The sequence below is a fragment of the Streptomyces sp. TN58 genome, assembly GCF_001941845.1.
Taxonomy (GTDB): domain Bacteria; phylum Actinomycetota; class Actinomycetes; order Streptomycetales; family Streptomycetaceae; genus Streptomyces.
This window is the reverse complement of the sequence record NZ_CP018870.1, coordinates 3,616,503-3,630,426: the sequence shown is the minus strand read 5'-3', so window position 1 is coordinate 3,630,426 and position 13,924 is coordinate 3,616,503. Positions and strand designations below refer to the sequence as shown.

The window sequence follows — 13,924 nt, the reverse complement described above, 5'->3', positions numbered from 1 at the left end:
GCATCCCCGCCCCGGTCGTATGACAGCACGCACCACCGACAGCATGTAAGAAGTCGATCACCGGGAGTGACGGGTTTTCGGTCAGAAGAACCCCGCACCCCATCCGTCGCTCGTCGTTCGACCTGCGCGTTTACGGCTCGACGTACCAGCTTCAGCCGTTTCGAGGCTTGGGGCGAGAACGAGCGCTGCACGCAACTGCTATGCCGCCAGGGCCGAGCGCGTCGCCTCCCCCTCTCCCTCAATGACGCGAGCGATCTCCGGCCATGGAGCACGCAAGGCACCGAAGAGAGACCAGTAGTCGTAGGCGGCTCGAACCATGGCGCTGACGCCGAGGCGGGTGGCTTCGGGATCGATGGCGCCTATGACGCGCCGTGTGATTCCGCCGGCACCCCGAGCTCCTGGGGCGATCCCGTGACCGAGCAGGAGCGTGGCGGTACGGATGGCATCCAGCGTCGGTGGTGTCGCCATCTTTGCGAAGCGCCCAAAGATCAGGGGGTGCCAGCTCGCCCTGGTGCGCGCCCAGGCCAGGCGTTCCAGCCCAGTGCCGAGGTCAACGGCCATCCGGTCCGGGTGATCCGTGTTCCACAGGAGGACGATGTCGCCGAGGATGAGGTCCAGGTGGCGGAAGCGCAGTGTGATGCCTTCGACCTGCCGTCGGCGCCACGGGGTGAGCGTGCCGTAGATGCTCAGGTGCCGTGCGTGGAAGCCGAGTTGGGAGAGGACGGTCAGCCAGCTGTCGAGGATGGCGCCGTACTCGTCGAGGCCGCCTATGGGTTGGACTCGGGAGACGTTGACGAAGGAGGTCAGGAAGCCGTCCATCAACTGGCCTTCCGCGTCCCGTTGGCCGGTGAAGCGGACGACCGGCTGCGGGATGAATCCGCTTCGATACGTGCGGGGTTGGCCGTCCTTGAGGACCGGGTCCAGGGCCTGGATAGCGGAGATCGTCAGTTCGGTCTCCCTGCCCCACCGGAGTGGGAGGCAGGCGTCACGTGGGGCGCCGTCCCGCGCGAAGCCAGCTTCCAGGGAGTCGAGGATGTCCCTCCACGTGGGTGATCTGCGGGGCGGCTGGTAGGGGCTTCCCCGGTGCGGGTGAAGAATCTCGATGTGGGGGCCGTCGGCGGTGAACTCCCAGTGGCGGCCTAACGTGGCGCTCAGTACGCCGGGTATCCGCTGGGCCAGGTCGTCTCCGGCGGTGCCGGCGGCGCGGGTCAGCACGATCGGGCCGACATCGCCTGGAAGTGGCGCGCCGGGTCGAAGCGCTGCATTCCGATCGCCTGGACGCGCTGGTGGTCGAGGCTTTCCGCCTGTTCGATCGCGTCGGCGAGCCTTCGTGCCGCGGTCTCGTCCTCCTCCCGGGGGTCGACGACCGCGACCGCGCCCGTCTCGTCGCACAGGGCGGCGTCGGCGCAGGTTCCTTCGCGCCAGGTCAGGGCGGCCATGGGAGTGCCCGCGCGCAGGGATTCGCCGAAGACCGCGGCACCGGCTTCCACGTACGTGCGGGCGTACGTGTAGACGAAGACCGAGGCGTCGGCGATGGCTGCGGTCTTGGCGGGACCGCCGAGTTCGCCGATCCACTTCACGTGGTCGGCGCTGAAGAGCCGTTCGTGGCGTCGCACGTACGCCTCGTCGAAGACGGGGCCGACGATCCGAATGCGGCGCCCAAGAATCTGGGCCGCCCGCACGGCGATGTGCGGTGCCTTCTCCTCGTCGATCCGGCCGAGCCAGACGAGATCGGTGCCCGCGGTGGCCGGCGGCTCCTCCTCGTCGAGGCCGAGATGGACAGCGAGCTCAGGGATCGGCCGGTGATCCGCGTACCGTTCGATCATCTCGGGCGAGTAGCAGTAGAGCCGCGAGCGCTGGCCGTCGAAGGCGGTGGCGGTGTGCTGGAAGACGGGCGAGTGCTGGAAGGTGGCGACGTCGCAGTCCAGCTCGTTCCAGGTGCGCGTCCACGCGGGAAGCGACGGGTACTCGTGGCCGACGACCAGGAGGTCGTAACCCGTGTCGTGCAGCTCGCGCTCGGCGAGCGATCCGGTGGAGATGTCCTCCAGGCGGACCGGCTTGCGGACCCAGTCGTGCTCCAGGTCCGTGAGCCAGCCCGGCCCGAGGAGGTGTACGTCGGCGCCTGCGGCACGGGCCCCTACGGCGACCGCCCACAGCCATCGTTCGATCCCGCCGTATCCGGCGGGTGGAAAGGCGTAGCTACCAGGGAAGTCGCAGACGCCGACGAGCACGTTATGCCTCCGGTGTTCCGTCCGCCGAGATACGGCGGAAGCCGAGATACGGGAAGAGTGATTCGGGCAGGACGATCGAGCCGTCCTGCTGCTGGCACTGCTCAAGGAGCGCGGCCAGGGTGCGGCCGACAGGCAGACCGGAGCCGTTGAGGGTGGCGACGAGCTTGGGCTTGCCGTCCTCGCCTCGGGTCCGGATGTTCGCCCGGCGGGCCTGGAAGGTTCCGAAGTTGGATACCGAGGAGATCTCGCGGTACGTGTTCTGGCTCGGGATCCAGACCTCGAGGTCGTACGTGAGCTGGGCGGAGAAGCCGGTGTCGCCAGCGGGCAGCTTGATGACCCGGTAGGCGAGGCCGAGCTCCTTGAGGCACGCCTCGGCGTGACCGACCATCTCCTCCAGCTCGGCGTCCGCCGCCTCCGGATCGACGATCTTGACCATCTCGACCTTGGCGAACTGGTGCTGGCGGATCAGACCGCGGGTGTCGCGGCCGTACGAGCCGGCCTCGGAACGGAAGCATGGAGTGTGCGCCGTGAACGCGAGCGGCAGCTCGGCGGGCGGGATGATCTCGTCCGCGTAGAGGTTGGTCAGCGGAACCTCGGCCGTCGGGATGAGGAAGAGCTCCCGGTCGGCGACACCGGTCTTGAACAGGTCCTCCTCGAACTTCGGCAGCTGGCCGGTGCCGGTCATGGTCTTGCGGGTGACCAGGTAGGGGACCGCGTACTCGATGTACCCGTGTCGGCGGGTGTGGATATCGAGGAAGAGCGTGGCCAGGGCCCGCTCCAGAGCGGCGCCGGCGCCGCGGGAGACCGCGAAGCGCGGACCGGACAGCTTCGTCGCGCGGCCGAAGTCGAGGATGCCCGTGGCCTCTCCGAGATCGACGTGGTCCTTCGGCTCGAACGAAAACGCGGGAGGCGTGCCGACGCGCCGGATCTCGATGGCGAACTCCTCGGAGTCGCCGTCAGGTGCGGAGTCGTCCGGCAAGTTCGGGATGCTCAGAAGCAGATCACGGAGCTGGGCCTCGATCTCTTCCTGCCCTGCTTCGATGTCGCGGACCTGCTCCTTGATCTCGCGGGCGCGCTCCTTCAGCTTGCTGATGTCGCCGCCCTGCTTGGCCGTCTGCTGAACCTCACTCGCCACCCGCTTGGACTCGGCCCGCAGCTCATCGGCCGAGCGGATGTTCTGGTTGCGACGAGACTGGAGGGACTCCAGCTCGGACAGGTCCAGGGAGTAACCGCGACGAGCGAGCCGACGAACCGCTTCGGCACCCATTTCAATCAGGGCGCGGGCATCATGCATGAGGAAGATCCTTCTGATCCGGCGAGTGGTGGGATACGGGATCGACGGTAGCAACCGCGGCCCCTTCGCCGATCTGCATTACCTCCCTGTCACCAGAGCCGACCGCGTGATCGAGAACGCCAGTTTCAAGATCGCCCATCAGGGCCCCGACGAATTCCGGCAACTCGTCATCGGGGATGGCGACGGGCTCGATGTACGGGGCTTCCGGGAAGAAGAGGGGTATGGCCCCGTCGGGAGTCCGTTCGCGATGCCACAGAAGCACGGAGACCAGCAGGCCGTGGGCCACCAGGACGCGGGGGCCGGGGTGCTCCAGGGCCGCGAGCACCCCGGTGAGCATCCTGCTGATGCCCTCGCGCTGCGACTCGCTGCCGCCGGGCGGCCGCTCGTGGGCGCCGTGCCCGTCGAGCCAGACTGCGTATTCCAGGAACGGGCTTCCCTCGAATTCCCCGTAGTCGAGTTCGTTGAGCCGCGGATCGGTGATCAGTTCCGGTCCAGGAACTCCCATCAGCAGGTTGGCGGTCTGCTGGGCACGGGGAAAATCGCTGGCCAGCCACGTCTTCACGCTGTGGAGGGGAACGCTGCTCCAGCCCTTGCTCAGCGACCGACGGCCGTCCTCGCTCAAGCGGATGGGCTTCGTCGGGTCGCCGTTGACCAGGTAGCGCCGGCTGTAATTCGTCTGTCCGTGACGGAGGACGTAGGTCGTCATGATCGGTTCCTTGGGGTCGGCGCCGACAGCCACTCGAGGACGTCGGCCATCCTCGGCGCGCGCGGATCACCGGTGTCGAGGTAGAAGAGCAGGCCGTCCAGGGCCAGGGCCCTGCACCATGGCGCCAGGACAGGCACGGGGATGCGGGAGATCCGGGCTGCCGCGGCCAAGCGAGCGTCCGTGCCGTGCCCGAGGTCGTAGTACACGGTCCAGAAGGCCCAGTCGAAGGCTGCGTCGCCCACCATCGGCAGGGGATCGATCAGGCGGGGGTGGCCCAGCCAGTCGAAGAGGACGTTCTCTCGGTAGAGATCCGCGTGCAGGACGGTGGACCGAGCGGAGTCCTCCTCCAGGGCCACGAGGGCCGGGACGGCCGCGTCGACGTGCTCCTGCCACGGGCTGGCGTCGACCGATTCCAGTCGGCGCCGCACCCTGTGGCGCACCTCTTGGTGGAGGTACGTGGTCAGGAGCGGAAGGTGACGCGGCCGGCGCCGACGGCGGCCGAAGGTGTGGAGGCCCTGGAGGGCGGCGGCCACGGTCGGAAGCTCGCGGGGCGGTCGCTCACCGCCACCGGGGCTCCCTCCGATCATTTCCAGGGCCGCCACGGCCAGGTCGTCCGCCGCCTCGACGACGCCCGCCGTTGGCCCGCCCGCCCACAGGCGTAAGGCATTGACCTCGTTGCGGAACCGGGTGGGATCGGCCCACGCCTTGAGAAGCAGCGGACGCCCGTCGAAGGTTCCGGCCGTGACGACCACCGAGGCATGTCCGGCGTCGTGGTAAGCCCCTAGCGTGAGCTTCCAGCGCTCCGCCGCGCGCTCCATCAAGGTGGGCACGGCGTCAAGCCAGCCGGAGACTCCCGGGCCGTAGTGCGTGACCAGCCGCCGCCGGCATTCCTCGGAGACCTCGCCGAGCGTCCGCTTCTCCATCAGCTCAGCACGATCCCGTCGGAGACCAGCTCGTCCGTGAGGGCGGGGAAGCCCTCCAAGGATTCGGCGACGAGCGCCTGGACCTTGTCAGTCTCGACCTCCGGGGAGGACAGCCGGACCAGGATCCGCCACGGCTGGTCGAGGCGCTGGCCGGTGGTGCTGACGAGGTGCACCTCCGCGTGCCCGTCAGTGGCCTCGTGCAGCCGCTGCGCCAGGCGCTGGGCGGCGACGTTGTAGAGCTTGCCGACGTGGTAGACGGGGTTCTTGCCGTTGGCACCCTCCAAGTTCATCGGCCGCAGTGGCGTGATCAGTCCGTTGACCCGGTTGCCGCGGCCGACGACGCCCTCGTCGCCGGACTCGATCGAGCTGCCGGTGTAGGTGAGGTACAGCTCGTCCTTCTCCGGCACGTCGCGCGCGTTGAGCCGGAAGCGCGTCTCGGCTCCGGGCAGACGGAGACCGGCCAGCCGGTGGCACTCGGCGAGGACGCTCTCGGTGTTCCGCACGTACTCGGCGCGGCTGGCGACCAGCCGCGACTTCTGCGGGACGCAGAGGACGACGTCCGCCTGCTCGCCGTCCCAGTAGCCCATGAGCTTCACGTCCGAGCCGCACCAGGCATGGGAGAGGGTGAAGTCGCTCTCCCCGGAGAAGTGGTCCACCAGCTCGCGGACGAACGACTCGAAGGGGTTCTCCGGCGCCCAGCCGGTTCCGAGGGAGGTGTCGTTCGACAGCCGGACCCGGCGCTCACGCAGGTCGTCGATGGAACGGGGATTGAACCAGCGGGTGCGGTCCGGCACCGCGTCACCGGTGAGGACCGCTCCGGGGCTGGAGTTGCTGGTGATGTTGAAGGTGATGTTGAGGTGCTCCGACACCTCCGGGAGCCGCTCGGCGAAGAATGCCCTGACCTCGGCCTCGACGATCTCCTCGACGGGGATCTTCTCGCCCCCGCACATGGGCGCGGCCCGCCCGTTGACCAGGACGCGCACAGGGGCTGTCATGTGGCCGGCGCCGTAGCGGACCTCGCTGGCACCGCCGAGGAGGGCGAGCTTGTCGAAGTTGTGGTGCAGCACCGCGCCGAAGCGCTCGACGGTGTAGCGGCTGTACGCGCGGGACAGCCGCTCGGCGAGGTGGTCGGCCAGGGTGTCCGGGTGACCGAGCCCCTTCCGCTCGACGATCGTGGTCGCACCGGGCTTGGCGGCGCCCGTCTCAATGGACAGGTAGCCACCCTCGGTCGTGATGGTTTCGCGCATGACAAACTCCGATCTCTCGGCCTGAGGAAGACGGGTGGGACGGATGAACGTCCTTGGTCAAAGCCGTTTGCCGCGGGCTGAGTTGCTCGCATCGCCCTGCGGCGTTCTCGGTCTGCTGCGACAGTAGCCAGGGCACCCCAAGGCACCCCGGAAAATCCTTCCGGGGTCCACTTCGGCCACGAGGTGATGATCAGGACATGCGCGGGATGACACAGAACCTGACCATCGGGGAGCGCGTCGCCTGGTACCGGCGTCGGCGCGGCCTCTCCCAAGAGGTCCTGGCCGGCCTTGTCGGCCGGACGACGGACTGGCTGAGCAAGGCGGAGAACAACAGGATCGAGCTTGATCGCCTTTCGGTGATCACCTCACTCGCCGACGCGCTCGACATCTCCCTCGGAGACCTGCTAGCCGAGCCGACCCTCATGGAGTGGTCGGCCGACAGCGGGCGCCGGACCGTCCCTGCGCTGCGCGAAACACTCATGGACTACAAGCAGCTCACCCCTTTACTGAGCCTCGCAGCCGAGGATGAGCCACCTGCCCTGCAGGACCTTCGAGGCAACGTGCGCGATGTGCTCGATGCCTACCAGGCATCCCGGTACGGCTTTGCCACCCGACGTCTCCCCCTTGTCCTGGCCGATGCCCTCGCCGCGTCCCGCGCCTACTCGGGGCACGAGGCGGAGGAAGCCCGCGCGCTGCTCGCTCTCGCCTACCACGGGGCGGCCATGGTGCTGGGCAAGCTGGGAGAGCCCGAGCTGGCATGGATCGCCGCGGACCGGGGCCTGGCAGCAGCGCAGTCCAGCGGCCGCAGCGAGGTTACGGGTTCGCTCTTCCGAGCAGTCACGCACTGCCTCCTGGCCACTGGGCGCTTCACAGCCGCGGTCCAGCTGGTGAACGACGCGGCAGCCGTCATGCAGCCGGAGTTGGGCGATGCCAATAACGAGTACCTGTCGGTGTACGGCACGCTGTTCCTCGCCGGCGCGATGGCTGCCGCGCGGGCGGATGACCGGGCGACCACGCAGACCTTCCTCCGCGAAGCCGACGAGGCCGCGCAACGAATCGGCGCCGACGCCAATCACATGTGGACCGCCTTCGGTCCGACCAACGTGGCTATCCACTGCGTGGCCACCGCCGGCGAACTCGGCGACATCCAGATCGCCGCAGATCTGGGCTTACGAATCGACACGACTGCCCTGCCGGTGGAGCGGCGCGTACGACACAGCCTCGAAGTCGCCAGGGCGCTGAGCTCCTGGAACCGCACCGACGAAGCCCTGGCCGTCTTGCTGGAAGCCGAACAGGCCGCGCCTGAGCAGGTGCGCCACCACTACCTGAGCCGGGAACTGGTCATCGGCTGGATACGTGGCACCAGGGGCCGGCCTTCTCATCCCGTGGCAGATCTGGCCCGCAGACTGGGCGTCGTCGCGGGCAGCTAAAGTCCGAACCGTGAGCGAGAACGAGCACGAAGCGAAGATGGCCCGCCCCCGCATGGCAGCCGGCGCTCTCTTCTTCGACGAATCCGATCGAGTCCTCCTCGTCGAGCCGTCCTACAAGGACTACCGCGACATCCCAGGGGGCTACGTCGAGAAGGGGGAGTCACCCCGACAAGCCTGCGTACGTGAGGTCCAGGAGGAACTCGGCATCGCACCGCACATCGGCCGCCTGCTAGTCGTCGACTGGGCACCGAACCCCGGAGAGGGAGACAAGGTCCTCTACCTCTTCGACGGTGGTCGCCTGAGCGCAGAAGACCGCCGCCAGATCGCCCTGCAAGCAGACGAGCTCCGCGGCTACGACTTCCACGACGCCGACCAGGTACCGGACCTCACCATCCCCCGCCTCGCGCGCCGCATCTCCGCCGGCATCAACGCCCGGGCGAACGGCCTGACTGCTTACTTGGAGCACGGGGAGTCGCTGGCAACAGGTGCCTGACCATCGCAGCGCCGGCCCTGCTGGCCAGCCTGACCGACAGCTTCTCCCAGCACATCGACGCTCTGGGCGAGAGCCACGAGCTGAGGGCCTGCTGCTGCCCGAGGCTGGCTGCGAAGTGCGGCTCCACGACACCACACTCGACAATCGAATCGTTCATGCCATGCCTCATGCCTCAATGGGGCGTCAAGCACGTAGCCGCGAACGTACTTCCCGGGCGCTGGCTTTAACCGGTCGTGTCCCTTGACGCCTGTCGCACAATGCCCTCGATCCGAGCGCAGGCATCCACCGGATCTTCGTGTTCCCAGACGCGGACGACGGTCCACCCCGCTTCACCGAGCAGGCGGTCGGTCTCGGCGTCGCGGGCGCGGTTGCCCTCGATCTTGCTGCGCCAGAACTCGGCGTTCTTGTGCGACTCCCGAAGGTGCTCCGGGCACCCGTGCCAGTAGCAACCGTCGACGAAGACTGCGATCTTCGGTTTGGGGAAGATCAGGTCGGCGGTTCGCCGCAGGTCGGGCAGCGGGCGTGCTGCCACGCGATAGCGGAGCCCCTGCTTGTGCAACAGGGACCGGAGCCTCAGCTCAGGACGGGTGTCCTTGCTCCGATTGGCCCGCATCACCGCGCGTACCGACGGCGAGGAGGCCCAGGAGCCCTCAGCCGGTGGTTCCTCGGTGAGAAGGCCCTTCTCCCAGGCCATCTTCCAGCCTTCGGTGAGGTTCGCGGCACGGGTCTCGTGCTCGACTTGTCCGAGGTAGCGGGCCGGTGACTTACCGCCGTCGGACCAGCGCAGGTACGCGCGAATGCGTCGTGTGTCGGGCAGTACCTTCAGCTCCACGGAGGCCCGGGCGAACCGCCCTTCGCCGAGGTCCACGGATCGTCTGTGACGGCCGCCGGCTGCCCGGTCCTGCTCAGCGGCGATGGCGGAGCGTGCCCTGCCGGGCCGCCCCTTCCATGCCCGGTCCGGCGGCGGGTCGTGCTTCCAGCCGCTCTGCGCTCTGTTGGCGGGCGCCATCACTTCTGGCGCTCCTCCGCCTCGTCCAGGACGGCGGCGACCGCCTTGGCGAAGACCTCGCCAAGGGCAACGGGTACGGCGTTGCCGAGCTGGCGCATCTTCTCCCCCCGTGGGCCCTTGAGCTCCCACGTGTCGGGGAAGGTCATGACGCGAGCGGTTTCGCGGACCGTCATGTACCGGTACTTGTAACGGACGCCGCCCTGAGCAGCCTTGTCGGCCACCAGCTCGTCCAGGAGCATGACCGACTCGCCGCCGGGCACGCCGTGCACGCCGGCCTTGACGGTCTTCGCCGGGCGGTCGAGTTCGTTGGGGGTGTGCCCGTCATAGATGCGGGCACCGGGCCAGCCGATGTGTTCCGTGAACCCGCCGAGGAAGTGCTCGGTGCGGTCCAGCCACTCGTCCGGCACCTCTGGCAGTGGCTTGTTGTCGCCGATGCCGGCGATCGCGTCACGCAGGGTGTGCCAGGGGAGCAGGCCGTCGTCCATCGGCATGGTCTTCGGGAGGCGGGCCATGACCCACTCGCGCACGTGACTGGGGACGTTCGAGTGTCGCTCCCAGTAGCTCCCGTCCTCCATGGATCGGAAGAGGGCGGTCTCGGAGTGTGTCGGCCTCACGAGGTCCTTGAAGAGCTCGAGGTCGACGTTCAGGTCGCGACGAAAGGCGACGATGATCACGCGATTGCGAATCTGCGGGACCCCGTAGTCGGCCGCGTTCACCGGCATCATGACGATGTCGTACCGCTTCCTGGGGTCGTCCAACTCCTTCTCGCGGCGCTCCAGCAGGTACTCGTAGTGCTGCTCCCAGTCAGTGCCTTCGGCTCGTTCCTCGAAGGGCAGCTCCAGCTCGCGCTGGATGTAGTCGAAGTAGCGGCGGAACGAGGGCCTGAGCAGGCCGCGCACGTTCTCGCAGATCACGGCCTTCGGCTGGATCTGCCGGACGGCCTTGAACATCTGCGGGAACATGTTCCGCTTGTCCTCGTCACCCTTGGCGACGCCGCCGAGGCTGAACGGCTGGCAGGGAGGACCGCCGGCGAGCACGTCTACCTGGCCCGCCAGGTAGTCCATGTCGAGTTTTTGGACATCGCCCGCGACGAGGGGAACCTTCTCGTCGGGCCCGGGGACATGGGTCGGCTTCTGGCCGTCGGGCAGTCGCTGAGCCCCGTTGGTCTCCAGGGTCTCGCACGCCCGCTTGGCGAACTCATTGAAGAGCAGGGGGCGGAATCCAGCACGGTGGACGGCCATGGCCAGACCGCCAGCGCCAGCGAAGAGTTCGACGCCCGTGCGGTCCTTCTTTGATCCTTCTTGCAGTTCAGCCATTTCAAAAGCATACCGCGGAGTTGTAGATCTCCAAGCCATTTCGAGGTGAAGGTTCGGCCACGTGTACAGGTCGCAGATAGGGTTTCCGAGATCATGTCGACCAAGGGAGTGGGACGGATGGCGCCGGTGGTGGGCTCCGACGACGGGACGCAGTACCACAAGGACTTCACCCTGAGCATCACCAAGGCGCTCGGCGACCAGCTGGCCGCTGCACTCAAGGGACTCGACAGGGCTCCCCTCGCCGAGGAGAACATCGCGCGGCTCAAGGAGAAGCCCGGGGTCTACCAGCTGTACCTGAACGGCGAGTTCGTCTATGTCGGCAAGGCCGAGAAGTCCCTGCCGACCCGCCTCCACAACCACCTCCGCAAGATCTCGGGGCGCCGCAACATCTCCCTGGCCGAGATGGCCTTCTCATGCCTGTACGTGGCGGAAGACTTCTCGGCCCTCGCCCCGGAACGGCTGCTCATCAGTCACCACAAGGGCCAGGGCGACATCCCCTGGAACAACAACGGCTTCGGTAACAAGGACCCCGGCCGTCAGCGGGACAGCACGGTCCTGAAGCAGAACCACTTCGATGTCTTGTTCCCGATCGACTTGGACCGACCCGTCGAGGGCCTGCAGGCCGGCGAGACGACGCTGCATTCACTCCTGGAAACGATCAAGGCTGACCTCCCGTACAACTTCAGGTACGGAAAGTCGGCAGAGTTCAAGACTCGACGCATCCATGTGCCGGCGGCGGGGATGACCGCCGACGAGCTCTTCCAACTGATCTCCGCGGAAATACCGACCAAGTGGCAGGTCACTGCCCTCATGGGCTACGTAATCATGTACGACGACAGCCGGAACGAGTACAAGAGCGCATGGCGGTACTACCGCGCCGGCCAGCAGATTGGTGCCGTGCCGGAGGCTGAGCCCGCTGGAGACGTCGAAGTGGATCAGCCGATCTTCGGCGACTGATCGGGCAAGGAACCTCGCGCCGCCTTCAGGTGGCAGCTCGCTACCGGCGTGGCGCGAGGTGACACACTAGCGGCGTGATCAGGGAACCTGCTGAGGCTGTCGTGACGGACGTTGGCACTGTCGAGATCCCCTTGGGGCTGCTCGCGGAGGCTGGCCTGTCTCCAGGTGCCGCTGTCCTCATCTACAGCGACGGAGATGGGCGAATCGTCGTCCGCCGCAAGGCTGACGCGATTCGAGATCTTGTGGAGAACGGCACGCTGTGAGACCTGCGGGTGTCACCCGAGGATGCGTCCTTCTCCTGGGGTGATCGTATGGTGGATCCTCTGCATGGCCGGTGGCCATGCGGCAAGGGGACAGATGGGGGCTGTGTGGACGTGAACGTAGAACTCAGGCTGCAGTCGTCAAAGACCGTCGACGACCTCATCGGGCTGTCTGAATGGCTTCGGGGTGAGCGTCGCCTGCAGGGCCGAGTTCAGCAGGTGCGGAGCAATCCGGAGCCTGGACAGCTGGGCGGTGCGTTCGAAGTGGTTTCCGTGGCGCTGGGGTCTGGCGGGATCGCCACTGTGCTTGCCAGCTCCGTGGCGACCTGGCTGCAGAGCCGTCGCAGTGACCCGAAACTGCGGATCACGATTACGCGGGCGGACCGAACGCTGGAGATTGAGGCCAGTAGTGCGGACGAGGCGGAGGAGCTGATCAAGCGTTTCATGGATGGCGCCCGTGGAGACTGAGGATATCAGTCATGGTGAATCGCATGCGGTGCTCATAGGTGTCTCGAGTTATCGAGACACCGCCTTTCCTGAGGTCCCGGCCGCACTCAATAGTGTGCGCGGCATGTTTGACGTACTGACCGACCCTGAACTTTGCGGGTGGTCAGAGGATCGCGTAACCATCATTGAAAACCCTGAGAACGCTGCGATGCTTGCGCAGAAACTTCGCCGGATCGCCGAGCAGACCAGCGATACGCTATTGGTCTACTTCGTGGGGCACGGCGTAATCTCCGATCTAGGCGATGTTTGTCTTGCAGTCCAGGGTACGGATTTGCGTGATCCGGATCTGACCGGTCTGGAGTATTCTAAAGTCCGGCATATTGTGATGGGGAGCCCAGCGCAAGTAAAAATCGTCATTCTGGACTGCTGCTATTCCGGTCGCGTCATCCAGGGGTTGTCGGCCGGCGGTGACAGCCACTTTGCGGATGTCACCGCCGTGAGCGGCGCTTACACGTTGACTGCTGCAGACGCTGCCGCGCACGTCGTACCGCTGGCTGAGCAGATCACCGTTCCAACCTCGTTCACCCGTGCGTTCCTGGACGTTGTGCGCGAGGGGATTCACGACGGCCCTTCGGCACTTACGTTGGGCGACATCTACCGCGAACTTCGACTGCTGATTCAATCGCGGGGCCTTCCGGAGCCGAATCGACGTGGTACGGACACTGTCGACCTGTACACCTTCACCCGAAACACGGCGTTTCGTCCCCCTGGGCACACGGCGGAGCGCGCTGGCGATCTCACGGTCAGGCTGATCACCCCGGAAGCCGAAGAGTTGTTGATTCGGCTCATGGAAAAGCAGGATCCAGTTGATCTCACGCTGGAGAACCTGGCCACCCTCGATGACTCCCCCGGGATCTATCAGCTGTATCGACGTCAGGCGCGAAATGAAGGCGCGATTGTCTATGTGGGGCAGTCCGACCGCTCATTGAGGCAGCGGCTTCAGGGGCAGATGGTGAAAATCAGCGGACGCCTCAACATAGATGTGAACGAGATGTCCTTCGCGCGGCTGTATGTAGAGGATGACCTATCTGTGGTGAATCCTGCACGCCTGCTCGTTAATCGATTGCGTGACCAAGGGGAGGAAATCCCTTGGCATATGAACGGGTTCGGCAACTCGGATCCTGGACGTAATCGTGACCGTACGGCGCTCAAGTTTCAGCACTTTGACGCGCAGCACCCGATCAACCTCGACTGGGTGATTCGAAATGATGGCCCAAGTGGGCGGATGGCGGTGCTTGAGTTCGCAACCTTAGTCAAGGGGAAGCTTCCCTATCTTTTCAGGTTCGCTTATCAGGGCCGTGAGATTGAAACTGTCTCGGTGGAGGTGCCCGAGGGTGCCATTTCCGCAGATAAGGCGTTCCGCCTGTTGGCTGCAGCGCTGGGGGCGGAGTGGCAGGTCAGTGCGCTATCGGGGTACGTCGTGATGTATCGGGAGCGAGGTGTCGAGTACCCGAGTGCAACCCGGTACTACTGCGGCACGAGGGTGTGGGATAGCACCCCCGAGTTCTATGGGGCGTAGCAGCCTTGCTGTAAGAGCGACTGGGCCCCTGC

The 13,924-nt window shown here is 66.4% G+C and carries 14 protein-coding genes; 6 read left to right on the top strand and 8 right to left on the bottom strand.

The window, feature by feature from the left end; translation table 11 throughout:
- Positions 1 to 198 precede the first annotated feature (198 nt).
- The 6 genes from BSL84_RS16400 to BSL84_RS16375 are packed head-to-tail and all read right to left on the bottom strand — an operon-like array spanning position 199 to position 6,401.
- Positions 199 to 1,215: a hypothetical protein gene (locus BSL84_RS16400; protein WP_199838728.1), complete on the bottom strand. Its 1,017-nt coding sequence runs from the start codon at positions 1,213 to 1,215 to the stop codon at positions 199 to 201.
- Positions 1,209 to 2,231, bottom strand: a complete 1,023-nt coding sequence (locus BSL84_RS16395) for a glycosyltransferase (protein WP_075970624.1) — start codon at positions 2,229 to 2,231, stop codon at positions 1,209 to 1,211. The genes BSL84_RS16400 and BSL84_RS16395 overlap by 7 nt, the downstream gene beginning before the upstream one ends.
- Before the next feature lies 1 nt (position 2,232).
- Entirely contained in the window at positions 2,233 to 3,525 is a 1,293-nt protein-coding gene (gene serS, locus BSL84_RS16390; RefSeq protein WP_075970623.1) for a serine--tRNA ligase, read from the bottom strand.
- Positions 3,518 to 4,231 carry a histidine phosphatase family protein gene (locus BSL84_RS16385; protein WP_075970622.1) on the bottom strand — a complete coding sequence of 238 codons (714 nt, stop codon included), beginning with the start codon at positions 4,229 to 4,231 and terminating at the stop codon, positions 3,518 to 3,520. Before BSL84_RS16385 ends, serS begins: the two co-directional genes overlap by 8 nt.
- A complete protein-coding gene (locus BSL84_RS16380) occupies positions 4,228 to 5,154 on the bottom strand; it encodes an aminoglycoside phosphotransferase family protein (RefSeq protein WP_075970621.1) in 927 nt (308 codons plus the stop codon). Before BSL84_RS16380 ends, BSL84_RS16385 begins: the two co-directional genes overlap by 4 nt.
- Entirely contained in the window at positions 5,154 to 6,401 is a 1,248-nt protein-coding gene (locus BSL84_RS16375; protein ID WP_075970620.1) for a methionine adenosyltransferase, read from the bottom strand. The genes BSL84_RS16380 and BSL84_RS16375 overlap by 1 nt, the downstream gene beginning before the upstream one ends.
- A 206-nt stretch (positions 6,402 to 6,607) precedes the next feature.
- On the opposite strand from BSL84_RS16375, the gene BSL84_RS16370 reads away from it, so the two are divergent.
- Both BSL84_RS16370 and BSL84_RS16365 read left to right on the top strand, forming a co-directional pair.
- Complete coding sequence (locus tag BSL84_RS16370) at positions 6,608 to 7,831, top strand: helix-turn-helix domain-containing protein (protein ID WP_075972119.1); 1,224 nt, start codon at positions 6,608 to 6,610, stop codon at positions 7,829 to 7,831.
- A gap of 10 nt (positions 7,832 to 7,841) precedes the next feature.
- A complete protein-coding gene (locus BSL84_RS16365; RefSeq protein WP_075970619.1) occupies positions 7,842 to 8,324 on the top strand; it encodes an NUDIX domain-containing protein in 483 nt (160 codons plus the stop codon).
- Positions 8,325 to 8,547: 223 nt separating this feature from the next.
- Here the strand turns inward: BSL84_RS16365 and BSL84_RS37010 are convergent, their stop codons facing one another.
- Both BSL84_RS37010 and BSL84_RS16355 read right to left on the bottom strand, forming a co-directional pair.
- Positions 8,548 to 9,192: a very short patch repair endonuclease gene (locus tag BSL84_RS37010; protein WP_234363471.1), complete on the bottom strand. Its 645-nt coding sequence runs from the start codon at positions 9,190 to 9,192 to the stop codon at positions 8,548 to 8,550.
- Positions 9,193 to 9,332: 140 nt separating this feature from the next.
- Entirely contained in the window at positions 9,333 to 10,649 is a 1,317-nt protein-coding gene (locus tag BSL84_RS16355; RefSeq protein WP_075970617.1) for a DNA cytosine methyltransferase, read from the bottom strand.
- Positions 10,650 to 10,742: 93 nt separating this feature from the next.
- On the opposite strand from BSL84_RS16355, the gene BSL84_RS16350 reads away from it, so the two are divergent.
- The 4 genes from BSL84_RS16350 (at position 10,743) to BSL84_RS16335 (ending at position 13,892) form a co-directional block, all read left to right on the top strand.
- Positions 10,743 to 11,606 carry a GIY-YIG nuclease family protein gene (locus tag BSL84_RS16350; RefSeq protein ID WP_234363470.1) on the top strand — a complete coding sequence of 288 codons (864 nt, stop codon included), beginning with the start codon at positions 10,743 to 10,745 and terminating at the stop codon, positions 11,604 to 11,606.
- Between the two features lie 74 nt (positions 11,607 to 11,680).
- Positions 11,681 to 11,869, top strand: a complete 189-nt coding sequence (locus tag BSL84_RS16345) for a hypothetical protein (RefSeq protein ID WP_075970615.1) — start codon at positions 11,681 to 11,683, stop codon at positions 11,867 to 11,869.
- A 111-nt stretch (positions 11,870 to 11,980) separates the two neighbouring features.
- Positions 11,981 to 12,334: an effector-associated constant component EACC1 gene (locus BSL84_RS16340; protein WP_075972118.1), complete on the top strand. Its 354-nt coding sequence runs from the start codon at positions 11,981 to 11,983 to the stop codon at positions 12,332 to 12,334.
- The gene (locus BSL84_RS16335; RefSeq protein ID WP_159393524.1) at positions 12,324 to 13,892 is read left to right on the top strand and encodes a caspase family protein; all 1,569 of its coding nucleotides are present in this window, start codon (positions 12,324 to 12,326) and stop codon (positions 13,890 to 13,892) included. Before BSL84_RS16340 ends, BSL84_RS16335 begins: the two co-directional genes overlap by 11 nt.
- Positions 13,893 to 13,924 lie beyond the last annotated feature (32 nt).

Bases quoted from the DNA above. Each gene is read 5' to 3' on its own strand.
- serS (WP_075970623.1), bottom strand. From the start codon at position 3,525: ATGCATGATGCCCGCGCCCTGATTGAAATGGGTGCCGAAGCGGTTCGT.
- BSL84_RS16385 (WP_075970622.1), bottom strand. From the start codon at position 4,231: ATGACGACCTACGTCCTCCGTCACGGACAGACGAATTACAGCCGGCGC.
- BSL84_RS16380 (WP_075970621.1), bottom strand. From the start codon at position 5,154: ATGGAGAAGCGGACGCTCGGCGAGGTCTCCGAGGAATGCCGGCGGCGG.
- BSL84_RS16375 (WP_075970620.1), bottom strand. From the start codon at position 6,401: ATGCGCGAAACCATCACGACCGAGGGTGGCTACCTGTCCATTGAGACG.
- BSL84_RS16370 (WP_075972119.1), top strand. From the start codon at position 6,608: ATGACACAGAACCTGACCATCGGGGAGCGCGTCGCCTGGTACCGGCGT.
- BSL84_RS16355 (WP_075970617.1), bottom strand. From the start codon at position 10,649: ATGGCTGAACTGCAAGAAGGATCAAAGAAGGACCGCACGGGCGTCGAA.
- BSL84_RS16350 (WP_234363470.1), top strand. From the start codon at position 10,743: ATGTCGACCAAGGGAGTGGGACGGATGGCGCCGGTGGTGGGCTCCGAC.